This is a genomic window from Brevundimonas sp. 1080, from assembly GCF_040545985.1.
Taxonomy (GTDB): domain Bacteria; phylum Pseudomonadota; class Alphaproteobacteria; order Caulobacterales; family Caulobacteraceae; genus Brevundimonas.
The window spans coordinates 419,040-445,332 of the sequence record NZ_JBEPMW010000001.1; the positions used below are offsets into that span (position 1 = coordinate 419,040).

Below are 26,293 nucleotides of genomic sequence, written 5' to 3' on the forward strand. Positions count from 1 at the left end.
TGGCGGCGCCGCACGAACCGTGAAGAACGTTTAAATCCTCTCGACCTGGGTAGCCAGGTGGGCTCCGTATGCCCAAGCCCTCGAGCCCGGACAGGGACAGATCCCTATGAGTGAATTAAGGTCAGAAGGATATGTTGTCTTCGACGTGAGCCGCAGCAAGACCCGCCGTCGATCAAGATAGGCCTTCGCCGGCCCCGACGCCAGCATCCGCAGCGGAATAATCGACTACAGGTTTTGGGCGATCTTTTCGATCCGCGCGGCGACGGCGTTCAGCGCCTCGGCGACCCCGTCCGTCGAAGCCGCCGCCGGGGCGGCCGCTGACGAAGGCCCCGCCTTGCCGGCGTTCAGCCGCGCCTCATGCAGTTCGTCGGCCAGGATCAGCGCGGACATCAGAAACAGCCGCAGATCGCCGACATGGCCCACGTCGCCTGCGACCTGGCGCACCTGATTGTCGAACTGTTTGGCCAGGATGCGGACCCGCTCTTCCTGCCCGTCGGCGCAGCCCACCGCATAGGGGCGACCGTTGACCTCGACCGTCACCGTCGCCATCAGCTGGCCTCGCTTTCGGCCAGGGCCTCGCGCACGGCCTGGGCGGCGCGGCCCAGCGCCTCGGACGCTTCGCGCCCGGCGGCCTCCAGCTCGGCGACACGCTGATCTGCTGCCCCATGATCCGAAGACTGGGGCGCAAACAGGTCGTCGTCCGCGATCGCGAGTGCCGAGGCGGGCCGCGCCTTCAGCTCCAGAATCTTGCGTTCCAATTCGGCCAGGGCGCGATCGATACGCGCCCGTGCGGCCGTGGTGGCGTCTGCCATCGGTCGCTCCTTTAGATTCCGTATAGAAGCCGACGAAGCGCCGGGGTAAAGGGGCGCGCCCCCTTTTTCCGCCTTCCCAACAGAGGTCTCCACAGTGACCGACGCCAAAACCGCACCAAAGGCCACGCCCGAGCAGATGGCGAACGCCATTCGCGTCCTCGCCATGGACGGGGTCGAGAAGGCCAAGTCCGGCCACCCAGGCATGCCGATGGGCATGGCCGATGTCGCCACGGTGCTGTTTTCCCGCTTCCTGAAGTTCGACGCCTCCCGCCCCGACTGGGCCGACCGCGACCGCTTCATCCTGTCGGCCGGCCACGGCTCGATGCTGATCTACGCCCTGCTGCACCTGACCGGCTACAAGGGCGCGACGAAGGAAGAACTGTCCAACTTCCGTCAGTGGGGCTCCAAGACCGCGGGCCACCCGGAATATGGCCATATGCCGGGCGTCGAGGTCACCACGGGCCCGCTGGGCCAGGGCCTGGCGACCTCGGTCGGTTTCGCCATGGCCGAGCGCCATCTGGCGGCGAAGTATGGCGATGATCTGGTCGATCACCGCACTTGGGTCATCGCCGGCGACGGCTGCCTGATGGAAGGCGTGTCGCAGGAAGCCATCGCGCTTGCCGGCCGCTACAAGCTGAACAAGCTGCACGTCCTGTGGGACGACAACGAGATCACCATCGACGGCAAGGTCTCCTTGTCGGACACGACCGACCAGAAGGCCCGTTTCAAGGCCGCCGGCTGGGCGGTCAAGGCGATCGACGGCCACGACATGAACGCCGTCAAGGGCGCGATGAAGTGGGCCATGCGTCAGGACAAGCCCACCCTGATCGCCTGCAAGACCAAGATCGGCAGGGGCGCCGCCACCATGGAAGGCAGCCACAAGACCCACGGCGCGGCCCTGGGCGCCGCCGAGATCGCCGCCACGCGCCTCGGCCTGGCCTGGGATCACGATCCCTTCGAAATGCCCCAGACCATCGCCGACGCCTGGAAGAAGGTCGGCCGTCGCGGGGCCAAGGACCGCAAGAAGTGGGAGGCGCGCCTCGCCGCCTCGTCCCAGGCCGCCGACTTCACCCGCGCTATGAAGGGCGACCTGCCCGAGGCCGCCTTCGACGCCCTGAACGCCAAGATCGCCGAATTGGTTGAGACCCAGCCGGCCCAGGCGACGCGCCAATCTTCGGGCGCGGCGCTCGACGAACTGTTCGCCGCCATTCCCGAACTCGTTGGCGGCTCGGCCGACCTGACCGGCTCGAACAACACCTTCGTCAAGGGCACGCCGATCCTGGACGCGCCGACCTATGAGGGGCGCTACGTCAACTGGGGCATCCGCGAGTTCGGCATGGCCGCGGCCATGAACGGCCTGGCCTTGCACGGCGGAGTCATCCCCTACGGCGGCACCTTCATGGTGTTTTCGGACTACAGCCGCCCGGCCATCCGCCTGGGCGCATTGATGGGCGTGCGCACCATCCACGTCCTGACGCACGACTCGATCGGCCTGGGCGAAGACGGCCCGACGCACCAGCCGGTCGAACATCTGGCCGCTCTGCGCGCCATTCCGAACCTGCTGGTCTTCCGCCCCGCCGACACCATAGAGGCCATGGAATGCTGGCAGATCGCCCTGCAGACCAAGACCGCGCCATCGGCCCTGGCCCTGTCGCGCCAGAAGACCCCGGCTGTCCGCACCGTCGCCGCGACGGAAAACCTGTCGGCCAAGGGCGCCTATGAGATCAAGGCCGCCAATGGCGAAGCCAAGGTCACCCTGTTCGGCACCGGCACCGAACTGGCCCTGGCGCTGAAGGCCGCCGAGACGCTGGAAGCCGACGGCGTCGCGACCCGCGTCGTCTCGGTCCCCTCGTTCGAGTTGTTCGAACAGCAGGACGCCGCCTATCAGGCCTCGGTCATCGGCCGCGGCACGGTCCGCGTCGCCGTGGAAGCCGCGATCAAGCAAGGCTGGGAACGCTTCATCGGCGAAGACGGCGCCTTCGTCGGCATGACCGGCTTCGGCGCCTCGGCCCCGGCCGAGGTTCTGTACGAGAAGTTCGGCATCACCTCGGACGCCATCGTCGCGGCGGTCAAGGCGCGGCTTTAAAACCTGCCCTTCGCCCGTTGGGAGAAGGTGGCCCGCAGGGCCGGATGAGAGTCGGCCGATAGGCCAGTTCGCACCACCCGACCCTCAACCTTTCGCGCAAGAACGACGGCTTTCGCCGCCGTGCGTTCAAGCCCTCTCCCACCGGGAGAGGGTGGCTTGTGGAGATGCCGATGCTTTCGATTCGCGGTCTGGTGCTGACCATCGGTCTGGTCACGGCCCTCGCTTCCACTACCCATGCTCAGGCTCTCGACATGGGCATCCGCGCCACGCCCATCTTCCTCGGATCATCATGGGCCGTACCGTCCATCGTGTATGGCAAGACCCGCGAGATCAACGTCTGGCTGCCCCCCGGCTATGCCGACAGCGGCAAGACCTATCCTGTCCTCTATGTCCTCGACGGCGGCCAGGATCAGGACTTTCACCACATCTCGGGCATCGCCCAGTTGGGGACCATCGTCGGCACGACGCGCGACGTGATCGTGGTCGGCATCGCCTCGGAGGATCGCCGCAACGAACTGGCCCTGCCCACCACCGATCCTGACTTGATCGCCCGCTATCCGACACAGGGCCATTCGGACCGTTTCCGCCGTTTCGTGGCCGAAGAGGTCCTGCCCTTTATCCAGACCCGTTATCGCACCAGCGGCGAGACGGCCCTGATGGGCGAATCGCTCGCCGGCCTGTTCGTGGTCGAAACCTTCTTGAAGGAACCGCAGATGTTCGACGCCTATGTCGCCGTCAGCCCCAGCCTGTGGTGGGACGGGGGCGAACTGGCGCGTCAGTCCGGCGCCCGTCTGCGTGACCAGTCGAACGACCCGCGCACCCTGATCCTGACCCTGGGCGACGAAGGCCCCGAGATGCAGGCGCCGATGGACGTCCTGACGGCCAATCTGCGCGACCACGCCCTGCCCGGCCTGAGCTGGAGCTTCACGCCCCGCCCGACCGAAAGCCACGCCACCATCTATCACGGCGCGGCCCTGGACGCCTTCCGCCAGCTCTTTGCGGAGCCTGCGAAATGAGTCGGCCCACACATCGGCTCGGCGCGATCAGCCTGCTGGTCCACGACTATGACGCGGCCATCGCTTTCTATGTCGAGAAGCTGGGCTTCGCGCTCAGCGAAGACACCGACATGGGCGCAGGTAAACGCTGGGTGCGGGTCACGCCCAAAGGTGGCGAGACCAGCCTGCTGCTGGCGCGCGCCACGACCGACGCCCAAAAGGCTCAGGTCGGAAACCAGGCCGGCGGCCGCGTCTGGCTGTTTCTGGAGACCGACGACTTGATGCGCGACCACGCCGCCTGGCTTGCCGCCGGCGTCCATTTCCGCGAAATCCCGCGGCATGAGACCTATGGCAAGGTGGTGGTCTTCGAAGACCTCTACGGCAACGCCTGGGACCTGATCGAACCCGCTACCGGAGCCTGACGCCCATGAAACTCGGCACCCCGCTTTCCGACACAGCCGTGCGCGTCATGCTGCTGGGCTCGGGCGAACTGGGCAAGGAGGTCGCCATCGAGCTTCAGCGGCTCGGCGTCGAGGTGATCGCCGTCGATCGTTATCCCAACGCACCGGCCATGCAGGTGGCACACCGCAGCCACGTCATACCCATGACCGACGCCCAGGTGCTGAACGGCGTCATCCTGGCCGAGGCCCCGCACTTCATCGTGCCCGAGATCGAGGCCATCGCCACCGAGGTCCTGGCCGATATCGAGGCCGCCGGCATGGCGACGGTGATCCCGACGGCTCGCGCGGTGCAATTGACGATGAACCGCGAGGGCATCCGCAAACTGGCCGCCGAAGAACTAGGCCTGCCCACCAGCCCCTACGCCTTCGCGGGCTCGGCCGAGGAACTGGCCGCCGGCGCCGAGGCCGTCGGCTATCCCAACTTCGTCAAGCCGGTCATGTCCTCGTCGGGCAAGGGCCAGTCCTTCGTCGAAGGCGCCGATGAAATCGCCGACGCCTGGACCTACGCCCAGGACAGCGGCCGCGTCGCCAGCGCCCGCGTCATCGTCGAGGGACGCATCGACTTCGACTTCGAGATCACGCTGCTGACCGTCCGCTCGCGCGACGCCGACGGCACGACCCGCACCGATTTCTGCGCGCCCATCGGCCACCGCCAGGTCAAGGGCGACTACGTCGAAAGCTGGCAGCCGCAGCCCATGACGCCCGCTGCGCTGGCCGCCTCCCGGGACATCGCCGCCAAGGTTACTGCGGCCTTGGGCGGTTACGGCGTCTTCGGCGTCGAACTGTTCGTCAAGGGCGACCAGGTCTGGTTCTCCGAAGTCTCGCCCCGCCCGCACGATACCGGCCTGGTCACCCTGGCCAGCCAGACCATGAGTGAGTTCGCGCTGCACGCCCGCGCCATCCTGGGTCTGCCCGTCGACGTGAGCCAGCGTGAACCCGCCGCCAGCGCCGTCATCTATGGCGGCATGGACGCCCAAGGGATCGCCTTCGAGGGCGTCGCGGAGGCCCTGTCGATCCCGACCGCCGATCTGCGTCTGTTCGGAAAGCCCGAGGCCTTCGAACGCCGCCGCATGGGCGTGGCTGTCGCCCGCGGCGCCGACGTCGAACAGGCCCGCGACCGCGCGCGGGAAGCCGCCGGACGGGTCAAAGTCGTTCGGAACTGACACCGCCGTCTCCTCCCCGCTAGCGGGGAGGGGGACCGCGAAGCGGTGGAGGGGTTCCTGAAGTCCCATTGGCGCTCGTGATGCTGTGGAGAACCCCTCCGTCTCTCCGCTGCGCTTCGAGCCACCTCCCCATGAATGGGGAGGAGACGTATTTCTACGACTTTAGTCGATTGGCCTTGTCCCGCATTGTGGTGCAAACCAAGGGCGAGGGTCGCAGTCAGCCGGCCGGGAGGGATCTGTCGTGGGCAAACTCAGCACACCCATAATCTTCGGCGCCATCGCCATCCTGGGGGCGGTGTCCCTCGGCATCATCGCACTGCATCAGGGCGAAAGCATCAGCGCGGTCTGGATGGTGGTCGCCGCCGTCTGCACCTATGCGATCGCCTATCGGTTCTACAGCCGCTACCTGGCCAACAAGGTCATGCAGCTGAACCCCGCGCGCCTGACCCCGGCCATGCGTCGCAACGACGGGCTCGACTATGTGCCGACGCCCAAGAACGTCCTGTTCGGCCACCACTTCGCCGCCATCGCCGGCGCAGGCCCGCTGGTCGGGCCGGTGCTGGCCGCCCAGATGGGCTATCTGCCGGGCGTCCTGTGGATTCTGGTCGGCGCCGTGCTGGCCGGCGCGGTGCAGGACATGATGGTCCTGTTCATGTCCACGCGTCGCGACGGCAAGTCGCTGGGCGACATGATCCGCACCGAAATGGGCAACATCCCCGGCATCATCGCCCAGGTCGGCGTCCTGATGATCATGGTCATCATCCTGGCGGTTCTGGCCCTGGTCGTGGTCAAGGCCCTGGCCGAAAGCCCGTGGGGCACCTTCACCGTCGCCGCCACCATCCCCATCGCCATCTTCATGGGCCTGTACACCCGCTTTCTGCGGCCGGGCCGCGTGGGCGAGGTATCAGTGATCGGCGTCGTCCTGCTGATCCTGGCCATCATCGGCGGCGGCCATATCGCGGCCGATCCGTTCTGGGGTCCGGCCTTCACCCTGACCGGCCCGACCCTGGCGATCCTGATGATGGTCTATGGCTTCATCGCCTCGGTCATTCCGGTGTGGCTGCTCCTGGCGCCGCGCGACTATCTGTCGACCTTCCTGAAGATCGGCGCGATCGTAGCCCTGGCCGTCGGCATCCTGATCGTGCGCCCGCACCTGCAGATGCCGGCCATCACCCCCTTCATCGACGGCACCGGCCCGGTCTTCGCCGGCGCCCTGTTCCCCTTCCTGTTCATCACCATCGCCTGCGGCGCCGTGTCGGGCTTCCACGCCCTGATCTCGTCGGGCACGACGCCTAAGCTGCTGGAGAACGAAGCCCAGATCCCCATGATCGGCTACGGCGCCATGCTGTGCGAAAGCTTCGTCGCCGTCATGGCCCTGATCGCCGCCACGGTGCTGGACCCGGCCGTCTATTTCGCCATGAACAGCCCGGTCGCCGTTATCGGCAAGGATGCGGTCTCAGCCGCCGCCGCCGTGGCCCAGTGGGGCTTCCACATCACGCCCGGAGAGCTGGAACAGCTGGCGCGCGACGTGGGCGAACATTCGATCCTGTCGCGCGCAGGCGGCGCCCCGACCCTGGCGGTCGGCATGGCGCATATCCTGTCCGGCGTGATCGGCGGCAAGGCCATGATGGCCTTCTGGTATCACTTCGCCATCTTGTTCGAGGCCCTGTTCATCCTGACCACGGTCGACGCCGGCACACGCGTCTGCCGCTTCATGATCCAGGACCTGCTGGGCGTCGCCGTGCCCAAGATGCGCGAGACGAAGTCGTGGGGCGCCAACGTCGTCGCCACGGCCCTGACGGTCGGGCTGTGGGGCTATTTCCTCTACACCGGCGTGGTCGATCCGCTGGGCGGCATCAACAGCCTGTGGCCCCTGTTCGGCATCGCCAACCAGATGCTGGCCGCCGTCGCCCTGATCCTGGGCACCGTCGTCCTGTTCAAGATGAAGCGCGAGAAGTTCGCCTGGGTCATGGTCGTTCCCGCGACCTGGCTGCTGATCTGCACCCTGACGGCGGGCTTCCAAAAGCTGTTCCACCCGGACGTCCGTATCGGCTTCCTGTCCCACGCCCGCAAATATCAGGAGGCGCTGGGCGCCGGCGAACTGATCGCTCCGGCCAAGAGCATCGGCGACATGCACCGCATCGTGGTCAACGACTACGTCAACTCGACCCTGACGGCGGGCTTCCTGTTCGTGGTCGTCACCATGGTCGTCTATGGCGTCCTGGCGTGCCGCAAGGCCTATGCGAACAACCGCCCGACGGTCCGCGAGTATCCGGAAAGCCACCAACTGACGGCGGCCGACGAGGCGGCGGATGCGGCCCGTGCCTAACCCGTCGCAAGACGACCTGCTGTGCCTGTGCCGCGACACCGCCCTGCGGTGGGGTCGCGGCGTTCGGCGCACGGCCGGCGCCATGATCGGTCAGCCGGATTATCAGGCCTATGTCGATCACGCGGCGGCGACCCATCCCGACCAGCCGCCACTGGACAAGATCGCCTTCTTCCGCCTGCACGAGCAGCGCCGCTTCGGCGGCGCCGGCGGGTTCAAATGCTGCTGAACTAAAGCCCGCTGGCGGGGGTCGAAGCCCTCGCCCGCTCCTCCGCTCGAAGCGCGGCGATCGCCGCCTCCAGCGTCGGGTCGTCGCCCGCGCGGCGCTGGGCCACGGTGCGAGGCGCGGCGATGTCGGGCGTGACCCCCCGCTTCTCCAGCCGAATCCCGCCCGAAGTCACGAAGTCCGCCCGGCTCAGCGTCAGCCGCCCGCCGTCCGGCAAATTGGTCTCCTGAGCGATCAGCACCGATCCGCCAGTCTTCTCGCCCACCACAATGCCACGCCGCGCCTCCTGCAAGGCGGCCGGCGTCAGTTCGGCGGCGCTGCGGCTGCCTTGATCCACCAGAACCGCCACATCATTGGCCAGGGGATCGCGCCGATCGCCGCAGTCGCCCGCCGCCCTCAGCACCACCGGCCGGCCGCTGCGTCCCGTCCGCGTCGCCCAGACCTGATCGCGCGGCAGGAAACAGGTCAGGACCGATTCCGCCTCCATCAGCCGCCCGCCGGGATTGCCGCGCAGGTCCAGCACCACGTCGACATCCGGCGGCAGGCCTTCCAGTTCGCTGCCCATCCAGGCGCCGAGGCCTTTGTCGAACTGCTCGACGCGCAGCACCAGCACCCCCGGTCGCGACTTGTCGGCGGTGAATGGTTCGATGGCCTCCATCACCCGCGGCGTCAGGGCGATCTCGCGCCTCTGTCCCGCATCGTCGGTCAGGACCAACTGCACCGGAACCCCGTCATAGGTCTCGACGTCCGGTCCCCAGGGCTTGCCGTCGACCGAGTTCAGAGCCCAGCCCATCTGCACGCCCGCCGCCTCGGCCGGCGAGCCCGGCCGGACACGCTCGACGGTCCAGTCGTCCGGCGTCTCGCCCCGCATCAGGGTCAGGCCCATCACGGCGCGCCGGGCGAACTGCGCCTCCTGACGCCGCACCGCCGCCGGCGGACTGGCCGCCGCATGACCGTCGTCCAGCAGATCCAGCATCGCGTTGATGACGCGGTACAGCCCCCGCTCATCACTCGCCGCCAGCGCCTGGGGCCGGAAGGTCGCCCGCGCGGCGTTCCAGTCCACGCCGTGCAGGGTCGGATCGTAATAGCCCCGCCGCACTTCGCTCCACACCCGATCGAACACCCGCTGGTTCAATCGCGCGCGGTCACGCGAGGGCGCTGTGGCGACCACCGCATCGACAACCGGCGAAGCGACCGGTTGGGCCACGGCCGGAACGCTCAGCGGCAGGCCGAGCAACAGAAGGCTGAAAAGCCGGGCGGAAACGCTCAGACGCATGACCACCATCTGACGCCAGTCGCCCGTCTCGCTCAAGTCACGACTGCGCGCTATTCGGGCACCCGCACCCCGTCCCAGGCGAAGACGCCGCCGCTGTCGGCCGGGGTCAGGTTCGACAGCACGGACAGCAGTCGCTCGGCGGAATGGTCTGCCGTGAACAGCTTGCCCTCGGCCACCCCCTTCTGGAACGGCGCGCTCAGGTCCGTCGCCACCGTGCCCGGATGCAGGCCGGCGATCACGGCCTGCGGATGGCTGCGCGCCATCTCGACCGACAGATTGCGCAGAATCATGTTCAGCGCCGCCTTGGACGCGCGATAGGCGTGCCAGCCGCCCAGCCGATTGTCGGCAATCGACCCCACCCGCGCCGACAGGGCCGCGAACACCGCGCGCCGATCGCGCGGCATCAGCGGCAGCAGGTGCTTCGCCGCCAGCGCAGGCCCCACCGCATTGACGCGGTAGTCCCGCAACAGATGTTCCGCATCCAGCTGACGAAACGACCGCTCCGGCTGACGCCCGTCGTGCAGCACTCCGGTCGCCACGACGATCAGGGTTGGGGCGGGCCCCTGGCCGATCCGTTCGGCGGCGGACGACACACTAACCTCATCCTCCAGATCGGCGGCCAACCCTAGGGCGCCCGCCACATCCGCGCCGGACCGCGACACGGCCCAGACCGTCTCGAACGCGCCGTCCGCCACCATCCGCTCGACCATCGCCCGGCCGATGCCGCCCGTCGCCCCGATCACCACCGCCGATCCGTTCATCGCGTCTCCCTTCCGCGTTCGTCCCATGATAGGGGCGCGGCATGAGCATCACCACGGTCGGCCTCGATGCCGACGACACCCTCTGGCACAACGAGACGATCTTCCGCCTGACCCATGCGCGGTTCGTCGATCTTCTGGCCGACCACGGCGACGAGGCGACCATCGAGGCGCGCCTGGCCGAAACCGAGCAACGCAACCTGCGGCTCTATGGCTACGGCATCAAGGGCTTCACCCTGTCGATGATCGAGACGGCGATGGAGTTGACGAACGGCGAGGCTCCGACCCATGTCGTGCGCGAGATCCTGGCCGCCGGTCGCGAGATGCTGGCCCACCCGGTCGAAACCCTGCCCGGCGTGGACGCGGTCGTCGCCGAACTGTCAGAAAAATACCGACTTGTCCTGATCACCAAGGGCGACCTGCTGGATCAGGAGCGAAAGCTGGCGACCTCAGGCCTGGGCGACCTGTTCAGCGCCGTCGAGATCGTCTCCGAAAAGGATCGCGCCACCTACGAGCGGGTCTTCACCCGCCACGGCACCGGCCCCGCCGAGGCCGTCATGGCCGGCAACTCCATGAAGTCCGACGTCCTGCCCGCCATCGCCGCCGGCGCCTTCGGCGTCCACATCCCCTACCACGTCACCTGGGCCCACGAACTGGCCGACGCCCCGGAGAACGAGCCCCGCTACGTCTCACTCGCCCGCATCGACGAACTGCCCCACTGGATCGCGGCGATCGGTGATCAGGCGTAGCCGAGCAGCGCCCTTAAACCGGGCGCATGGAAATCAACTAGGGCCTTCTGCTGCGCGGAGAGTTCGACTGGGAAAGTGATCGCGTTCGCGGCCTTAAGGTTTTCTCGCGCCGTGCGGCTGTAGCGCCTGTCAGCGCCAACAACTACGCGCTCAGCCCAGTCGTCAGGCCGCTCAATCCCGCACGCCTTGAACAGTTTGTCGAACAGTACATCCGCCTCCGGCGTGTCGATGGATTGGACAGCGCCCAGCAGGTCTTCATACCGCAGCAGATGCACGCCTGTGCCCAGCCAAGCGGCGGCGTTGTGAGTGAAAATATCGATCAGTCCCGGCGTCTTCTGATGGATGCCGAAGATCATCATGTTGATCAGCGCGTCGGTCGAGAACACGCCGGATTTCAAATGCGCGATATTGTCCTGCTGAAACTCTTCCGACACGAAGAAGCGCGCGCGCGCCAACACCCAATCGTAGGGATCGCGCACCAGGAGAATGTGCCGTGCTGTGCGCACATTGGCGTAGGACTGATCGCTGAACAGCAGATGGGCTGCGCTGAGCATCGGGGCATGCGGGTTGAAGGCTTCCAAATGCTGATGCATGTTCGGCACCTGCACGAAATCGGCGTTGTAGTGCTGCTCTACCGGCACAAACATTCGCATGATGTTTCGCAGGAGATGCGTCCCTCCCTTGGGGACGCTGTTCAGCATGATCGGCTGCTCCAGAGACCGCTGTGAGAATTTGACGACCTGTTCGTCGAGAGTGTCGGGGATACCGCCAATACGGGCCATTTTCAGTTTCTCGCATGACTGCATGTGAAACGGGGCGGCGGATCGCTCCGCCGCCCCGTGACAGTGGTTGCTGGGTCTGACCTTAGAAGGTCTTGCTCACCCGCAGGAAGCCCCGACGCCCATAGAAGGCTTCGGTATACTGCGATCCGAAGACTGAGTTGCCTTGAACCGTCGTCGCAAAGGAACTCGCCGCCGGCGGCAGTTCGTCGAACACGTTGGAGACACCGCCGCTGACACGCCAACCGTTGCTGCTATCGTAGCTCAAAGACACGCTGTGGAAGCCGGTGAACTCCGCAACGGCTTTGACCTCGACCCGACGACCATCGATGGTCTCGAACAGATCGCCGTTGTCATCGATGTAGTCGAAGCGGCTGTCCTGATTGCCGATCCAGTCGAAGCCCCAGAAAGCCGTCCATGGACCTCGGGCCAGGCTGGCGTTGATGTTGCCGACCAATTCCGGATTACCGATCCGGCCTAGCGGGTCCACCGGAGCATCTTCGAATAGGGCGGTGCGATCCTCCAAAGTCCAGGTCGTCTGGCTGTCCAGCGTCAACTCGCCGAAGGGTGTGTCGGTGATGTAGCGAACAGTGAAGTCCAGGCCACGGTTCGTTTGTTCAGCCACGTTCAGATAGGAGTCGCGCACTTGGGTGATGCCGCTGGAATTCACATCGCGGTCGAACTGGTTGCAGATCGGATCCGTCGGGAAGTTGTCCGAGGTGTAGCAGGCAGCCAGGATAGACGCCGCACCAAGGTTTCTAACCTCGTCTTGAATTTCGATTTCGAAATAGTCCACTGCAACGCTTAGGCCGCTGTTCGGCGGCGTAACGATAACGCCGAGGACGGTAGCCTTCGACGTTTCGGGCTCTAACACGCCCAGACCGCCGCCGGTGATAATCGTTGCCGACGACGGCGCACCTGCATAGGCTCCGTCAACACCGCCGCCAGGCCCCGAGGCGCTGGTGCAGTTATTGTACACTTGCTGCGACACAGAGCCGTCAGCGAGCCTATTATCCAGGTTGAGGCAGGGATCGATCGAGCGCTGGGCCAAGAAGCTTGTCTGGTCGGCCAGATACAATTCGAACAGCGCTGGGGCGCGGAACGACGTTCCGTGCGAAGCCCTGAAACGAATGCCGTCAACCAACTCCCAGTTTAGCCCAACCTTATAGGTGCTTGCATCGCCGGAGGTCTTGGTGTCGGTGTACCGACCAGACAGCGATAGATCGAGTTCGCGGAAGAAGGGTACGTCGCGCGCCAGAGGGACGGACAGTTCGGCGTACACTTCGCGGGTGTCATCCGAACCGGCAGTGATTCCGGAGCCCGTCAAACCCCAACTGTTGTCCGCGAGCGTCACAGCGCCGGGCGTGTCGTTGATTTCATCACGACGAATGTGGAAGCCCAAGGCCAACCCGAGCGGGCCAGCCGGCAACTGCATCACGTCGCCGCCGATAAAGCCTTCGACATAAGTCTGCTCATACAGCGTGTTTCCTGTCTCTGTGTCGAACAGGAAGGCGCGTTCTTCATCGGTGAGACGTCCCGCCAAAAAGTCTGGGTCGGTGAAATCGACATCGATACACCGACGACCGCTGACTGGCAGGGTTTGGCCCACGCAGCTTGCGGTCTTGAAGCTGGTTGAATCTACCGCGTCTTGCAGAATGACATCGGACGTATAGTCGCCATCTGAACGGCTATATTGAACGAACAGATCCCACTTCCAGCTCTTTAGCGGGCCAACGGTGAGATCTCCCCGAATACCAGCGACACCACGCACGTAATCGACGCGCTGTGATTGGTCAAAATGATCGGTAATCGGAGTCGCGCTAAGCAGATTGGGGCCAGTAAAACCCGTCACCGGGTCGCCACCTGCTCCAGGACCGTAGATGTAGTCAAAGAAATCTGCAGTATAAGTATAGTTCCAAAACTGCCGGAATCCGTCGGTCCGGCTCTCACGGCGATTCAGAAGAAACTCGCCGTAGATTTCAGCGCTACCAACTTCGTAAGAACCTTCGACAAACGCAGTATATCGATCAACCTCTGGGATGATTGATGCTTCTCTAGCAAAATCTGGCAGATTGTTCGTCACAGCACGCGAAGGTACGTCATAGTTGACGAGATAGAACCCGGCGGGTGCATTGGCGTACTGAGCCGAAACAGCGGGATCTGTCGGTCGTGCCGGGATATACCGGCCCAAATCGCCATCGTAATCAAATTGGAAGCGGCCGGGACGACCGGAGAAGTCGTCACCGTAAACGTAAACCTGACCCCAAGGCGTATCCGTGCACTGCGGTTGTCCAGTGCGAGGATCGATGCGATCGGCGCGGTTGCGTGTGCCCGGTTCGAACACGTACTGATTGGTGCAAATCAGATAGTCGCGGTCTCCAGCGCGTAGCGCCTCTTGGCGATAATAATCCGCAGAGAAGTTGACGTGACCACGATCAAACTTTTTTCCAAACGATCCAGAGACATTGAACTGCTCGCCGCCACCTTCAAAGGGCGCCGTGGCAAAGATCGACATTTCACCGCCGTCACGGTTCTGATCAGTGATCAGGTTAACAACCCCAGCGACAGCGTCAGAGCCATAGATGGAAGAAGCGCCATCCTTCAGAATGTCGATGCGATTGATCGCGGACTGCGGAATGACGTTCAGATCGAAAGATGATACGCCGCCACGGGTCCCGGCGGGACCTGCACGACGACCATTCAGAAGAACCAGCGTGCGATTGGCGCCTAGTCCGCGCAGTGAGATCGTGGCGGCGCCAGGCCCGCCATCCGTCACGAACGCGCTCGAGATGGCAGAATTCACCTGAGGCGAGCCGGCCGCAAGGGTGGATGACTGGAGGAACTGAGCCGTGTCGCTGATGCCGCGCTGTTCTGCGCGAGCAGCCGTCAGCACCTGAACCGGTGATGCACTAGTGAACTCGTTACGGGGAATGCGTGAACCCGTAACCACAATCTCGCCGACCTCTGTCGCCGAGCCCGCAGGTTGCTCGCCCTCGACAGGCGGAGGCGTTTGCTGAGCGAAAGCGGGAAGGGCGACCATGAGGCCAACTGCAGAAAGCATGCTGCCAGCCAGCAAACGAGACCGATGGTACGTCAAATTCAAGCCCTCCAGGCCAATGCAAACATCGTGCGGACACGCGACAGCACGCTGCTGCGCAACTCCTCATGACGTCACATTAGAACCAAAGACCAGCCACATCCAAGTCGGGAATGTGTCATCGGCGCAACAAGTTTGTTTCAAAGATTGATGTATCTCGAGTTTAGAGTGAGGCGATCCTCAAATTAGTCCGTCTTTATGGGTCGAGGTTGATGGGTATGCCGGGATCGATCGCACGCAATGTTTCCGGTTGCCCCTTCGCCCCACCCTCTCTAAACGGGCCGCTTAACCGACAAGCAGACGTGAGCGTCGCAGGGCCAGGCTCTGCGGGGGGCTTCTCGCGCGCGTAGAGAACGAAGGACGACGCACTCCCTTGGACGCCTCGGACATCCGTCATGACGAACGCGACGCCATGGTGCGCGCGGCGCTGGCCGAACAGGGCGACAGCGGTGTGACGCCGCGCCATACGCTGTTCTACTTCTATGGCGAGGGCGACCACGGCGACCTGAACGAGGTCGCCCGGCGCGCCGGATTTCTGACGCGCGGCGCCGACGATATGACGGTGCTCGAAACGACCATGGCGGTGGACGAGGCGTCGTTTGCCGCGACCTCGGCCATGATGCAGACCTGGGCCGCGGCCTTCCAGCTGGAGTATGACGGCTGGGAATGCGCGGTCGTGACCCACTAGCGTTCAATAAGAAGAAGAGCTGGCGATGCCCAAGCGCACAGACATCAAGTCCATCCTCATCATCGGCGCCGGCCCGATCGTCATCGGCCAGGCGTGCGAGTTCGACTATTCCGGCGTTCAGGCCTGCAAGGCCCTGAAGGCGGAAGGCTATCGGGTCATCCTGGTCAACTCGAACCCCGCCACCATCATGACCGATCCGGAGGTGGCCGACGCCACCTATATCGAGCCGATCACGCCCGAGATGGTCGAGAAGATCATCGTCAAGGAAAAGCCCGACGCTCTGCTGCCGACCATGGGCGGCCAGACCGCGCTGAACACGGCCCTGGCCCTGCATGAATCCGGCGCACTGGCCAAGCACGGGGTCGAGATGATCGGCGCCAAGGCCGAGGTGATCGACAAGGCCGAGGATCGCCAGAAGTTCCGCGACGCGATGGATAAGCTGGGTCTGGAGAGCCCCCGCTCCAAGGCCGCCCATTCGATGGAAGAAGCGCTGGAGGGGCTGGAGTTCGTCGGCCTGCCGGCTGTCATCCGCCCGTCCTTCACCCTGGCCGGCACCGGCGGCGGTATCGCCTTCAACCGCGAGGAGTTCGAGGAAATCGTCCTGCGCGGCCTGGACCTGTCGCCGACGACCGAGGTCCTGATCGAGGAATCGGTCCTGGGCTGGAAGGAATACGAGATGGAGGTCGTCCGCGACACGGCGGACAACTGCATCATCATCTGCTCGATCGAGAACGTCGATCCGATGGGGGTCCACACCGGCGACTCCATCACCGTCGCCCCTGCCCTGACGCTGACCGACAAGGAATATCAGCGGATGCGGACGGGCTCGATCAATGTGCTGCGCGAGATCGGCGTCGAGACGGGCGGGTCGAACGTCCAGTGGGCGATCAACCCCGCCGACGGCCGCATGGTCGTGATCGAGATGAACCCGCGCGTATCGCGCTCGTCTGCGCTGGCGTCCAAGGCCACAGGCTTCCCCATTGCCAAGGTCGCGGCGCGTCTGGCGGTTGGCTACACCCTGGACGAACTGACCAACGACATCACCCAGGTCACGCCGGCCAGCTTCGAGCCGGCGATCGACTATGTCGTCACCAAGATCCCGCGCTTCGCCTTCGAGAAATATCCGGGATCCGAGCCCCTGCTGGGCACCTCGATGAAGTCGGTGGGCGAGGTGATGGCCATCGGCCGCACCTTCCAGGAATCGATGCAGAAGGCCCTGCGCGGGCTGGAGACCGGCCTGTCGGGCTTCGACGAGATCGAGATCGAAGGGGTGGCCGGCGCCGAAGACGACGCCACGGCCCGCGGCGCCGTCGTCCGCGCCCTGGGCGTTCCGACCCCCGACCGCATCCGCGTCATCGCCCAGGCCTTCCGCCACGGCCTGACGGTCGAAGAAGTCAACGCAGCCTGTTCGTATGAGCCTTGGTTCCTGCGCCAGATCGCCGACATCGTGCGCGAAGAAGGCCATGTGCGGGTCAAGGGCCTGCCGACCGACCCGACCGAGTTCCGCCGCCTGAAAGCCAAGGGCTTTTCCGACGCCCGTCTGGCGCAACTGACCGGCCAGAGCGAAAAATCCGTCCGGACCGCCCGTCGCGGCCTGAACGTGCGCCCGGTGTTCAAGCGCATCGACACCTGCGCCGCCGAGTTCGCCAGCGCCACCGCCTATATGTATTCGACCTATGAGACCGGCGCGCTCGGCCAAATCCCCGAGTGCGAGAGCGAGCCGTCGGACAAGAAGAAGGCCATCATCCTGGGCGGCGGTCCGAACCGGATCGGCCAAGGCATCGAGTTCGACTACTGCTGCTGCCACGCAGCCTTCGCCTTCGACCAGATCGGCGTCGAAAGCATCATGGTCAACTGCAACCCCGAGACCGTCTCGACCGACTACGACACCTCCGACCGCCTGTATTTCGAGCCGCTCACGGCCGAGGACGTGCTGGAGCTGATCGAGGTCGAGCGTTCGAACGGCGAGCTGATCGGCTGCGTCGTCCAGTTCGGTGGCCAGACCCCGCTGAAACTGGCCCACGCGCTGCAGGAGGACAATATCCCCGTCCTGGGCACCAGCGTCGACTCCATCGACCTGGCCGAGGATCGCGAACGCTTCCAGCAGATGCTGGAGGGCATCGGCCTGCGCCAGCCGCCCAATGGCCTGGCCCGTTCGGCCGAGGAAGCGGCGCAGAAGGCCGAAGAGGTCGGCTATCCCGTCGTCCTGCGCCCCTCTTACGTCCTCGGCGGTCGCGGCATGATGATCGTCCACGACCGCGAGCAACTGGACCGCTACGTCCACGAGGCCATGCGCGTCTCAGGCGACGATCCCGTCCTGATCGACCACTATCTGAACCGCGCCACCGAGGTGGACGTCGACGCCCTGTGCGACGACGAGACGGTCTTTGTCGCTGGCGTCCTGGAACATATCGAGGAAGCCGGCGTCCACTCGGGCGACAGCGCCTGCTCCATGCCGCCTTTCTCGCTGCGGGCCGAGATCGTGGACGAGTTGAAGCGCCAAACCACCGAAATGGCCAAGGCCTTGAAGGTGCGCGGCCTGATGAACGTGCAGTTCGCCATCGAGGAGCCGCACAGCGAAAACCCGCGCATCTTCGTGCTGGAAGTCAATCCGCGCGCCAGCCGCACGGCGCCCTTCGTGGCCAAGACCATCGGCCAGCCGATCGCCTCCATCGCCGCCAAGGTCATGGCCGGCGTGCCGCTGAAGTCCTTCGGCCTGACGGACAAGCCCTACGACCATATCGCGGTCAAGGAAGCGGTCTTCCCCTTCGCCCGTTTCGCCGGGGTGGACACCGTCCTGGGCCCGGAGATGCGTTCGACGGGCGAGGTCATGGGCCTGGACTTTAAGCGGCCGGGAGAGGCCGACATGGCCCCCGCCTTCGCCCGCGCCTTCGCCAAGTCCCAGATCGGCGGCGGCACCACCCTGCCGACCTCGGGCTGCGCCTTCATTTCGGTCAAGGACGAGGACAAGCCCTTCATCGTCGACGCCGCCAAAACGCTGCTGGCCGAAGGCTTCAGCCTGATGGCCACCGGCGGCACCCATGCCTATCTGGTCGAACAGGGGCTGGAGGTGAAGCTGGTCAAGAAGGTGCTGGAAGGCCGCCCGCATATCGTGGACGCAATGAAGAACGGCGAGGTCCAGCTGGTCTTCAACACCACATCGGGCAAGCAGTCGCTGCAGGACAGCTTCAGCCTGCGCCGCACCGCCCTGATGATGAAGATGCCCTACTACACCACCACCGCCGGCGCCCTGGCGGCGGCCCAGGCCATCGGCGCGATCAAGGCTGGCGACCTGGATGTGCGGGCGATCCAGGACTACGCTTGACGTTGACAAAATCTCCGGTTTTCGGCCGCACGCTGCAGGGCTGTAGCGGCCGAACGCTGGAGATGCGCCGATGTCCAATCTCGACCTTGTCCTGATCGCCATCCTGTGCGGCGAAGTGCTGGGGTTTCTCGCCTTCGCCAAGGACAAGCGGCGCGCCAAGGCCGGCCTGTGGCGGACTCCAGAATCCACGCTCTTGCTGTTCGGCCTGATCGGCGGGCTGGGCGCCTGGATGGGTCAGCACATCCTGCGCCACAAGACGCGCAAGGAGCCGTTCAGGACCCGGTTCGGCCTGGTCGTCCTGCTTCACCTGATCCTGCTGGCGGGCGCCGCCGCCTGGGTCATTCTGTAGCGCGACCGTCCTCGCCTGCCCCATCTTCGCCGGCCACGATCCGGGTCGCGGCCAGGTCGGCGGTGACGTTGCCGACGGTGCGGAAGATGTCGGGGATGACCTCGACCGCCAGCAGCAGCGGCAGCACGCCCAGCGGCAGGCCCATGGCCAGGCAGATTGGGCCAATGGCGGCGAAGAAGCTGACCTGGCCCGGCAGGCCGACCGAGGCGATGGACACGGCGATGGCTGTCAGTCCACCGGCGATCAGCACGCCGAGCCCCAACTCCACCCCGTGCAACTGCGCCACATAGAGGCAGACCGCCAGGTTTGCGACTGGGCTGGTGATGCGGAACACCGCCACCGCCAGCGGCAGAACGAGGCCGGCGGAGGTCTGGGGCACGCCCAGCCAGTCGCGCGCGCGCTCGATCATGACCGGCAGGCTGGCCAGCGACGACTGGGTCGAGACGGCGACCACCTGGGCCGGGGCCACGGCGCGCGCGAAACGGGCCAGCGAAATCCGTCCCCACACGATCGCCACGACATAGATGATCAGGATCAGGCCGATCTGGCTGAGGCAGACGATGGCGACGTAGTGAGCCAGCGTCCCCGCCACCCCGAGGCCCGCGCGCAAACCCACGCCCAGCGCCAGGGCGAACACCCCGAATGGCGCCGCCAGCAGCACCCAGTGGACGATGACCACCATGGTCTCGGCCACCGCCTCGAAGAAGCCCGCCAGCGGGCGCCGCAGCTCGGCCTTGATCCGCGTCGCGGCGAAACCGAAGGCGACGGCGAAGACCACCACCGCCAGCACCCCGTCGTCGGACGCCGCCTTGATGACATTGGCCGGCGCCAGACTGGCCAGGAAGGCGCGCAGGCCGTCGGTGCGCGCCGCCTCCCCCACGGTCGCCAGGGATTCGGCGCTGACCCCCGCCAGCAGCCCACGCCCCGCCTCGGCATCGATCGGCCAGACCGCCAGCAGGCCCAAGCCGGCCAGGATCGCATAGAGCGTCGCCCCGACCAGCAGCACGCCGAACACCACCAGCGACCGCACCGCGATCCGACCCGTCGCCGCCGCATCGGCGATGGAGACGATACCGGTCACCAACAGGCTGAACACCAAGGGAATGACGGTCATGCGCAGGGCGTTCAGCCACACCTGGCCCAGGCTCTCGACCACGCCCAGGGCGCCGGTCAGCCAGGCGGCCTGCGACCCTTGCGCCAGGGCGCCGACGACGACGCCGGCGACCAGCGCCGCGATGACGAAAAAGCTCAGGGAGGTGAAGAAGGCGGCGATGCGGGATTGGCTCATACCCTAGCGCTAGCACCGCTTGACGCATCGCGCGCGCCAAACCTTCTGTCGGTCGCTGACAGTTCATGTCGTCGCAGGGCGAACTCCGGTCGCACACCGCGCGTTGGGATGATGAAAGGAACTCTATCATGTCCCGTCTGCACAAGCTCGTTCCCCTCCTCGGCAGCCTTCTGCTCTCCAAGGGCGGCCGTCGCGTCGCCGGTCGTCACGCAGGGAAGCTGGCCCTGGCGACCCTGGCCTATGAGGTCTGGCGCAACCGCCGCGAAGGCGCCAAGCCCAGGGTCGCGCCGCAACCGCGCGGACGCTGGAGCGGCCGCCGCCCGCGCTGAGGCCGCAATCGCCACTCGACTTCTCTGGCGGCGTTGCGAATAGTCACGCCTCGCCGCCCGGAGCCGACCCATGATCAAAGTCCACCATCTGAACGACAGCCGCTCGCAACGCGTCCTGTGGCTGCTCGAAGAGTTGGGCCTGGACTATGAGGTGGTCCGCTACCAACGAAACCCCGGAAACCGGCTGGCCCCGCCCGAACTGCTGGCGATCCATCCGCTGGGCAAGTCGCCGGTCATCGAGGACGGCGCGGTCAAGGTCGCAGAGACCGGGGCCATCGTCGAATATTTGCTCGATACCTACGGCCAAGGCCGGCTGCGTCCGGCGGCGGGAACCGAGGACGGCCGTCGTTTCACGTATTGGCTGCACTATGCCGAGGGGTCGGCCATGCCCCCCCTGCTGCTGAAGCTGGTCTTCAACATGCTGCCGCGCCGCGCGCCCGCCCTTCTGAAACCCATCGTCAATGGCGTCGCCAACAAGGCGATCACCAGTTTCGTCGACCCGCAACTGCGCACCCATGTCGTTTTCTGGGAAGACGAGTTGGGCCGCTCGGAATGGTTCGCGGGCGACCAGTTCACCGCCGCCGACATCATGATGAGCTTTCCGGTCGAGGCGGGCGCCGACCGCGCCTTCGACGCCGAGACCAAGCCCCGTCTGAAGGCCTTCTTGAATCGCATCCACGCGCGGCCCGCCTATCAGCGCGCGCTCGAACGCGGCGGCCCCTACAGCTACGCGTGATCGGATCGTGATCGCGACGGCGCAACCCGCCGTGGTCGAGGGCGTTAAGGTCGCATGCGCCTTCAAACCATTCAGATCGTGGCCGGACTGGCTGCGGCCGTCGCCTTCGTCCTGGCCTTCATGGCGGCAGGAGCCGCCCTGATTTCCGGCATCTTCATGCTCGCCGGCCTCGCCGCCGTGGGTTGGCTGGCCTACAGCCTTATCAAGGGCGTCCTGCGCCGCGACCACAAGCCCGAACCGCCGGCCCGCGCCTGAGGGTCAACCGGGACGGGCGGCACGCTCTTGAATTCCTGAGCGAGAAACCCTAGTCTTGATGCCCGGCCGCGCCCGCCCCGCGGCCTTTTGTGTGCTTATCTCGCGTCTTTCCAGTCTCCGGGCGAACCAGAAAAATCACGACACAATGGAAAAAGTGCCGATGACGGCCGAGGGCTACCGCGTCCTCGACGATCAACTGAAGCAATTGAAGTCGGTCGAAAGGCCGAGCGTGATCGCCGCCATTTCCGAGGCGCGTGAGCACGGCGACCTGTCCGAAAATGCCGAATACCATGCCGCCAAGGAACGTCAGGGCTGGATCGAAGGCCAGATCGCCGAGATCGAGGACAAGATTAGCCGCGCCCAGGTCATCGACGTGTCCAAACTGTCGGGCAGTCAGGTCAAGTTCGGCGCCACGGTCACCGTGGTGGACGAAGACACCGAGGAAGAGGCCACATATCAGATCGTCGGCGAACACGAAGCCGATGTGAAGAAGGGCAAGATCTCGATCGCCTCGCCGATCGCGCGCGCCATGATTTCCAAGGAGGTCGGCGACGTCGTGGAGGTCAACACCCCCGGCGGCGTGAAAGCCTACGAGATCCTCAAGGTCGAGTGGAAGTAAAAGTGATGGCGGGGGCAGCGTCCGCGCGCCCCCTCTCTTCCGATCCCTTGGCCATCTGGGTCGTCTCCGACGGCCGCGCCGGCATCGCGAATCAGGCGCTGGGTCTCGCCGAGGCCGTTCAGCGCCTGACCCCGGCCGAAATCACGATCAAACATATCCGCTGGCGGCCGATCTTCGACCGCCTCCCGTCGGCGTTGAAGACCCCGGCTATGCTGGCGTCCGCGCCGCTGACCGGCCCCTGGCCCGATCTGTGGATCGCCACGGGTCGCGCGACCCTGCCGCTGTCGACCCGCATCAAGGCCTGGAGCGGCGGCAAGACCTTCGTCGTTCAGACCCAGGACCCCCGCTGGGCCAACGACCGCTACGACCTGATCGTCGCCCCCGCTCACGACGGACTGTCGGGCGACAATGTCTTCGAGATCACCGGCTCGCCCCATCGCATCACGCCGCAGCGCATCGCCGAGGCCGCGCCCACCTTCGCCGACCGGATCGCCCCCCTGCCCCATCCGCGCATCGCGGTGCTGATCGGCGGCAAGTCCAAGGCCTTCGACCTGCCCCCCGCCCATGCGGCCGACCTGGCCGACCAGATCGCCGACGCCGTGCGGACGTCGAGCGGGGCGCTGATGCTGACCTTCTCACGCCGCACGCCCGATGCGGCGAAGGCCGTCATGACCGCTCGCCTGTCGGACCTGCCGTGCTGGATCTGGGACGGGACAGGCGACAACCCTCTGTTCGGCTTCCTGCATTTCGCCGACCACATCCTGGTCACCGAGGACAGCGCCAATATGGCGGCCGAGGCCGCCTCCACCGGCAAGCCGGTCCATGTCCTGCCCATGATCCCGCTGAAAGCCGGCGACAAGTTCGCTCACCTGCACGACGACCTGCAATCGCGCGGCGCCACCCGTCCGTTCGACGGCGCGCTGGACGGCTGGACCTACGAGCCGCTGGCCGAGACCGACCGCGCCGCGCGCGCCGTTCTGGAAGCGATGCAGACCCGATAGCGAGACCGACGTCCGTTCCTGACGCCGCCATGCCTCATGGTGACGACCGTCATCGGGAGGATTTCTAAGAACGGCTCGCAAAAATCTGCACGAAAGTGCACTAAAAGATTCTGGAGTGGCCTTTTCAGTCGCCGCCACCCCCGCCGCCGCCGTCACACCCGCTGTCCCCGCTGCAGTCCGAGCCGCTGGGCTGGGACGTATCCGATGACGGCATGACGGCGCCGCCGTCCGATCCGCCGCCCTTTTTGGCCTTCATGTTCGCCGCCCCCATCAGAGCCACGCCGAACCCTGATCCGATAGCCGTGCCCAGGGCGAGACCCAGGCCAACGTTGTCCAGGGCCACGCCCAGCGCCACGCCGATCGACAGGCCCAGACTGATCCCGATCGGCAGGAAGGCCGCGTTCTTGTTCGTCATCCCCATCTCCCCTTCATGTCAGGCGAGACTAGCATCGCGCAAACGGGAATCACTGCCTAAATAGGGGCCATGAACCAAGCTCGTACCGTTCGCGTCGCCATCATCGGTTCCGGTCCCGCCGGCTGGACCGCCGCCATCTACGCCGCCCGCGCCTCGCTGAACCCCGTCGTCATCGCCGGCATCCAGCCTGGCGGCCAGCTAACCATCACTACCGACGTCGAGAACTATCCCGGCTTCGCCGACACCATCCAGGGCCCCTGGCTGATGGAGCAGATGCAGGCCCAGGCCCTGCATGTCGGGACCGAGGTCATCCACGACATCGTGGTGTCCGCCGACCTGTCGCAACGCCCGTTCCGCCTGACGCTGGACAGCGGCGAGGAATTGCTGGCCGAGACGGTGATCATCTCCACCGGCGCCCAGGCCAAATGGCTGGGGCTTGAGAGCGAGGCCGCCTATCAGGGCTTTGGCGTCTCGGCCTGCGCGACCTGCGACGGCTTCTTCTATCGCGGCAAGGAGGTCGTAGTCGTCGGCGGCGGCAACACCGCCGTCGAAGAGGCGCTGTTCCTGACCAACTTCGCCTCCAAGGTCACGGTCGTTCACCGCCGCGACGAGTTCCGCGCCGAAAAGATCCTGCAGGACCGGTTGTTCGCCCACCCGAAGGTGGAGGTGATCTGGAACTCGGCGATCGAGGAAATTGTCGGCGTTGTGGACGGCATGGCCAAGAACGTCACCGGCGTTCGGCTCAAGAACGTCCAGGACGGCTCGACCCGGGAAATCCCCGCCGACGGCGTCTTCATCGCTATCGGACACGCCCCGTCGTCGGAACTGTTCAAGGGTCAGCTGGAGACCAACGCCGGCGGCTATCTACGGGTCAAGCCCGGCACCGCCTCGACCGAAATCGAAGGCGTCTGGGCCGCGGGCGACGTGACTGACGACGTCTATCGCCAGGCCGTCACCGCCGCCGGTATGGGCTGCATGGCCGCGCTGGAAGTCAGCCGCTTCCTTGCCGAGGAAGACCACGCCAAGGCTCACCATCCCATCAGCCACGCCGAGGCGGAGAAGATCGGGGTCTGGTGACCCCGATCCTGCGCGATCAGTAGGCCGAGGCCTCCGTCAGTTCCGCCAGATCCTCGTCAGATAGCTTAAGCGTCGCCGCCTTCAGCGTGTCGGCCAGTTGTTCGGTCGAGGTGGCGCTGACGATCGGGGCCGTGACCCCAGGTTGGGCCAGCAGCCAGGCCAAAGCGACCTGGGCGGACGTGGCCTCGTTCTTCTGCGCCACGGCGTCAAGGACCGCCAGAATGCGCACGCCGCGCTCGTCGAACTTGTCCTTCAGCATTCCCTCGCGCTTGGTCCCGGCGATCTGATCGACGGTCTTGTATTTGCCGGTCAGGAAGCCGCTCTCCAGGCTGAAATAGGTGATGACGCCCAGGCCCTTCTGGACGGCCAAGTCCTGCAATCCGCCCTCGAAGGTGTCGCGGCTGTAGAGGTTGTAGTGCGGCTGGATCGTCGCATAGGCGGCCAGACCCTCGCGCTGCGAGATGTCCAAAGCCTCGGACACCTGCTCGGCCGAATGGTTGGACGTGCCGATGGCGCGCACCTTGCCGGACTGCACCAGCTTGCCCAGCGCGCGCAGTGTCTCCTCCTGCGGCGTCTTCGGATCGGGCCAGTGGGTCTGATACAGGTCGATATAGTCGGTCTGGAGCCGGCGCAGCGACGCCTCCACCGCCGTCTCGATCCAGGCCGGCGACAGGTCGTTGTGGCCCTGCCCCATGTCCGATCCGACCTTGGTCAGTATCTTCACGTCGTCGCGCCGGCCGCGCGCCTTCAGCCACTTGCCGATGATCGTCTCGCTTTCCCCTCCGGAGTGGCCCGGAACCCAGCGCGAATAGGCGTCGGCGGTATCGATGGCGTCAAAGCCGGCCTCGACGAAGGCGTCCAGCAGGGCGATTGACGTCGCCTCATCCGCCGTCCAGCCAAAGACGTTGCCGCCGAACACCAGTGGGGCGATGTCCAGACCGCTGGAGCCGAGCTTGCGTTTGGGAAGGGTTGTCATGGGGAGGTCTCCTCTGGGGAGCCCTCGACATATGCCGCATCGCTGCGACCGCAACCGCCTCGGCGGCGGTCAGCCGAAGAGTTGAAGGCCCGGAGGCGCATAATCGACCGGTTGGCCCTGACGCCGACGCAGCGCGTAATCCACGGCCCTCTGAACCGCATGTTCGTCGGTCGGTTTGGACAGCACGCCGATGGTGCCGGCCACGCCCTCGCGCACCATGCCGGGATTGGCCGTCATGAATAGGACGGAGACGCCCATGTCCTGGCCCAGTTCGCGACCCAGGTTGATCCCAGTAGGACCATCGGAAAGGTGGATATCGACCAACGCCAGATCGACGTCGTTCTCGCGCACCAGATCGCGCGCGGCCTGTGCGGTCGCGGCGACGCCCAGAACCTCGTGACCGAGATCCTCCAGGACGAACCTGAGCTCCATCGCAACGAGAGCTTCGTCTTCGATGATGAGGATACGCGCAGTCATGGCTCGATCGGGGGTTCGGGAACGTACGTA

Annotated in this window: 25 protein-coding genes, 1 other RNA gene and 1 pseudogene; 16 read left to right on the forward strand and 11 right to left on the reverse strand. The window is 65.6% G+C overall.

The features are described from left to right. Position 1: 1 nt before the first annotated feature. The 3 genes from ssrS to ABIC32_RS02175 all read right to left on the reverse strand — a co-directional run bounded on the left by ssrS (position 2) and on the right by ABIC32_RS02175 (position 812). Positions 2–162, reverse strand: a non-coding RNA gene (gene ssrS, locus ABIC32_RS02165) — 6S RNA. Between the two features lie 63 nt (positions 163–225). Then, positions 226–549 (reverse strand): cell division protein ZapA, encoded by a 324-nt coding sequence (locus tag ABIC32_RS02170; RefSeq protein ID WP_137722256.1) that lies wholly within the window; start codon positions 547–549, stop codon positions 226–228. Beyond that, complete coding sequence (locus ABIC32_RS02175) at positions 549–812, reverse strand: hypothetical protein (RefSeq protein WP_354072008.1); 264 nt, start codon at positions 810–812, stop codon at positions 549–551. Before ABIC32_RS02175 ends, ABIC32_RS02170 begins: the two co-directional genes overlap by 1 nt. A 94-nt stretch (positions 813–906) precedes the next feature. Here ABIC32_RS02175 and tkt point away from each other — a divergent pair, with 94 nt between their 5' ends. The 6 genes from tkt to ABIC32_RS02205 all read left to right on the forward strand — a co-directional run bounded on the left by tkt (position 907) and on the right by ABIC32_RS02205 (position 8,072). Next, complete coding sequence (gene tkt / locus ABIC32_RS02180; RefSeq protein WP_354072010.1) at positions 907–2,898, forward strand: transketolase; 1,992 nt, start codon at positions 907–909, stop codon at positions 2,896–2,898. Positions 2,899–3,068: 170 nt separating this feature from the next. Then, positions 3,069–3,914 carry an alpha/beta hydrolase gene (locus ABIC32_RS02185; RefSeq protein WP_354072012.1) on the forward strand — a complete coding sequence of 282 codons (846 nt, stop codon included), beginning with the start codon at positions 3,069–3,071 and terminating at the stop codon, positions 3,912–3,914. Beyond that, positions 3,911–4,315 carry a VOC family protein gene (locus ABIC32_RS02190; RefSeq protein WP_354072014.1) on the forward strand — a complete coding sequence of 135 codons (405 nt, stop codon included), beginning with the start codon at positions 3,911–3,913 and terminating at the stop codon, positions 4,313–4,315. The genes ABIC32_RS02185 and ABIC32_RS02190 overlap by 4 nt, the downstream gene beginning before the upstream one ends. A 5-nt stretch (positions 4,316–4,320) precedes the next feature. Further along, positions 4,321–5,517, forward strand: coding sequence for a formate-dependent phosphoribosylglycinamide formyltransferase (purT, locus tag ABIC32_RS02195; RefSeq protein ID WP_354072016.1), 1,197 nt, complete (start codon positions 4,321–4,323; stop codon positions 5,515–5,517). Positions 5,518–5,758: 241 nt separating this feature from the next. Continuing rightward, a complete protein-coding gene (locus ABIC32_RS02200) occupies positions 5,759–7,846 on the forward strand; it encodes a carbon starvation CstA family protein (RefSeq protein ID WP_354072018.1) in 2,088 nt (695 codons plus the stop codon). Next, on the forward strand, positions 7,830–8,072 hold the full coding sequence (locus ABIC32_RS02205) for a YbdD/YjiX family protein (RefSeq protein WP_233156286.1): 243 nt from the start codon (positions 7,830–7,832) through the stop codon (positions 8,070–8,072). The genes ABIC32_RS02200 and ABIC32_RS02205 overlap by 17 nt, the downstream gene beginning before the upstream one ends. Position 8,073: 1 nt before the next feature. Here the strand turns inward: ABIC32_RS02205 and ABIC32_RS02210 are convergent, their stop codons facing one another. Beyond that, positions 8,074–9,381 (reverse strand): S41 family peptidase, encoded by a 1,308-nt coding sequence (locus ABIC32_RS02210; protein ID WP_354072020.1) that lies wholly within the window; start codon positions 9,379–9,381, stop codon positions 8,074–8,076. Positions 9,382–9,395: 14 nt separating this feature from the next. Beyond that, positions 9,396–10,106 (reverse strand): SDR family NAD(P)-dependent oxidoreductase, encoded by a 711-nt coding sequence (locus tag ABIC32_RS02215; RefSeq protein ID WP_354072022.1) that lies wholly within the window; start codon positions 10,104–10,106, stop codon positions 9,396–9,398. A 41-nt stretch (positions 10,107–10,147) separates the two neighbouring features. On the opposite strand from ABIC32_RS02215, the gene ABIC32_RS02220 reads away from it, so the two are divergent. After that, entirely contained in the window at positions 10,148–10,852 is a 705-nt protein-coding gene (locus ABIC32_RS02220; protein WP_354072023.1) for an HAD family hydrolase, read from the forward strand. On the opposite strand, the gene ABIC32_RS02225 is transcribed toward ABIC32_RS02220, so the two are convergent. Both ABIC32_RS02225 and ABIC32_RS02230 read right to left on the reverse strand, forming a co-directional pair. After that, a complete protein-coding gene (locus ABIC32_RS02225; protein ID WP_354072024.1) occupies positions 10,843–11,634 on the reverse strand; it encodes a hypothetical protein in 792 nt (263 codons plus the stop codon). The genes ABIC32_RS02220 and ABIC32_RS02225 overlap by 10 nt on opposite strands. Positions 11,635–11,716: 82 nt before the next feature. Beyond that, positions 11,717–14,671, reverse strand: a complete 2,955-nt coding sequence (locus ABIC32_RS02230) for a TonB-dependent receptor domain-containing protein (RefSeq protein ID WP_199059087.1) — start codon at positions 14,669–14,671, stop codon at positions 11,717–11,719. Positions 14,672–15,101: 430 nt separating this feature from the next. Between ABIC32_RS02230 and ABIC32_RS02235 the strand changes: the two genes are divergently transcribed. The 3 genes from ABIC32_RS02235 to ABIC32_RS02245 all read left to right on the forward strand — a co-directional run bounded on the left by ABIC32_RS02235 (position 15,102) and on the right by ABIC32_RS02245 (position 19,090). Next, positions 15,102–15,416, forward strand: coding sequence for a ribonuclease E inhibitor RraB (locus tag ABIC32_RS02235; RefSeq protein WP_038293704.1), 315 nt, complete (start codon positions 15,102–15,104; stop codon positions 15,414–15,416). Between the two features lie 25 nt (positions 15,417–15,441). After that, positions 15,442–18,741 (forward strand): carbamoyl-phosphate synthase large subunit, encoded by a 3,300-nt coding sequence (gene carB / locus ABIC32_RS02240; RefSeq protein ID WP_354072027.1) that lies wholly within the window; start codon positions 15,442–15,444, stop codon positions 18,739–18,741. Between the two features lie 70 nt (positions 18,742–18,811). Further along, entirely contained in the window at positions 18,812–19,090 is a 279-nt protein-coding gene (locus ABIC32_RS02245; protein WP_354072030.1) for a DUF1294 domain-containing protein, read from the forward strand. On the opposite strand, the gene ABIC32_RS02250 is transcribed toward ABIC32_RS02245, so the two are convergent. Then, entirely contained in the window at positions 19,080–20,378 is a 1,299-nt protein-coding gene (locus tag ABIC32_RS02250) for a dicarboxylate/amino acid:cation symporter (protein ID WP_354072033.1), read from the reverse strand. The genes ABIC32_RS02245 and ABIC32_RS02250 overlap by 11 nt on opposite strands. A 128-nt stretch (positions 20,379–20,506) precedes the next feature. Here ABIC32_RS02250 and ABIC32_RS02255 point away from each other — a divergent pair, with 128 nt between their 5' ends. The 5 genes from ABIC32_RS02255 (at position 20,507) to ABIC32_RS02275 (ending at position 23,318) form a co-directional block, all read left to right on the forward strand. Further along, a complete protein-coding gene (locus ABIC32_RS02255) occupies positions 20,507–20,707 on the forward strand; it encodes a cysteine protease (RefSeq protein WP_295192070.1) in 201 nt (66 codons plus the stop codon). A 70-nt stretch (positions 20,708–20,777) separates the two neighbouring features. Further along, positions 20,778–21,443 (forward strand): glutathione S-transferase family protein, encoded by a 666-nt coding sequence (locus ABIC32_RS02260; protein WP_354072035.1) that lies wholly within the window; start codon positions 20,778–20,780, stop codon positions 21,441–21,443. Between the two features lie 54 nt (positions 21,444–21,497). Next, positions 21,498–21,698, forward strand: coding sequence for a hypothetical protein (locus ABIC32_RS02265; protein WP_045809837.1), 201 nt, complete (start codon positions 21,498–21,500; stop codon positions 21,696–21,698). Positions 21,699–21,843: 145 nt separating this feature from the next. Continuing rightward, the gene (gene greA / locus ABIC32_RS02270; RefSeq protein WP_017504734.1) at positions 21,844–22,317 is read left to right on the forward strand and encodes a transcription elongation factor GreA; all 474 of its coding nucleotides are present in this window, start codon (positions 21,844–21,846) and stop codon (positions 22,315–22,317) included. A 47-nt stretch (positions 22,318–22,364) separates the two neighbouring features. Continuing rightward, positions 22,365–23,318 carry a mitochondrial fission ELM1 family protein gene (locus ABIC32_RS02275; RefSeq protein WP_354072037.1) on the forward strand — a complete coding sequence of 318 codons (954 nt, stop codon included), beginning with the start codon at positions 22,365–22,367 and terminating at the stop codon, positions 23,316–23,318. A gap of 124 nt (positions 23,319–23,442) precedes the next feature. Here ABIC32_RS02275 and ABIC32_RS02280 read toward each other — a convergent pair whose 3' ends face one another. Continuing rightward, on the reverse strand, positions 23,443–23,733 hold the full coding sequence (locus ABIC32_RS02280; RefSeq protein ID WP_354072039.1) for a glycine zipper domain-containing protein: 291 nt from the start codon (positions 23,731–23,733) through the stop codon (positions 23,443–23,445). 69 nt (positions 23,734–23,802) lie between these two features. Between ABIC32_RS02280 and trxB the strand changes: the two genes are divergently transcribed. After that, a complete protein-coding gene (trxB, locus tag ABIC32_RS02285) occupies positions 23,803–24,810 on the forward strand; it encodes a thioredoxin-disulfide reductase (RefSeq protein ID WP_354072044.1) in 1,008 nt (335 codons plus the stop codon). Positions 24,811–24,826: 16 nt separating this feature from the next. Here the strand turns inward: trxB and ABIC32_RS02290 are convergent, their stop codons facing one another. Both ABIC32_RS02290 and ABIC32_RS02295 read right to left on the reverse strand, forming a co-directional pair. Beyond that, a complete protein-coding gene (locus ABIC32_RS02290; RefSeq protein ID WP_354072046.1) occupies positions 24,827–25,786 on the reverse strand; it encodes an aldo/keto reductase in 960 nt (319 codons plus the stop codon). Between the two features lie 69 nt (positions 25,787–25,855). After that, positions 25,856–26,278, reverse strand: a pseudogene (locus ABIC32_RS02295) (response regulator); the annotation flags it as partial. Positions 26,279–26,293 lie beyond the last annotated feature (15 nt).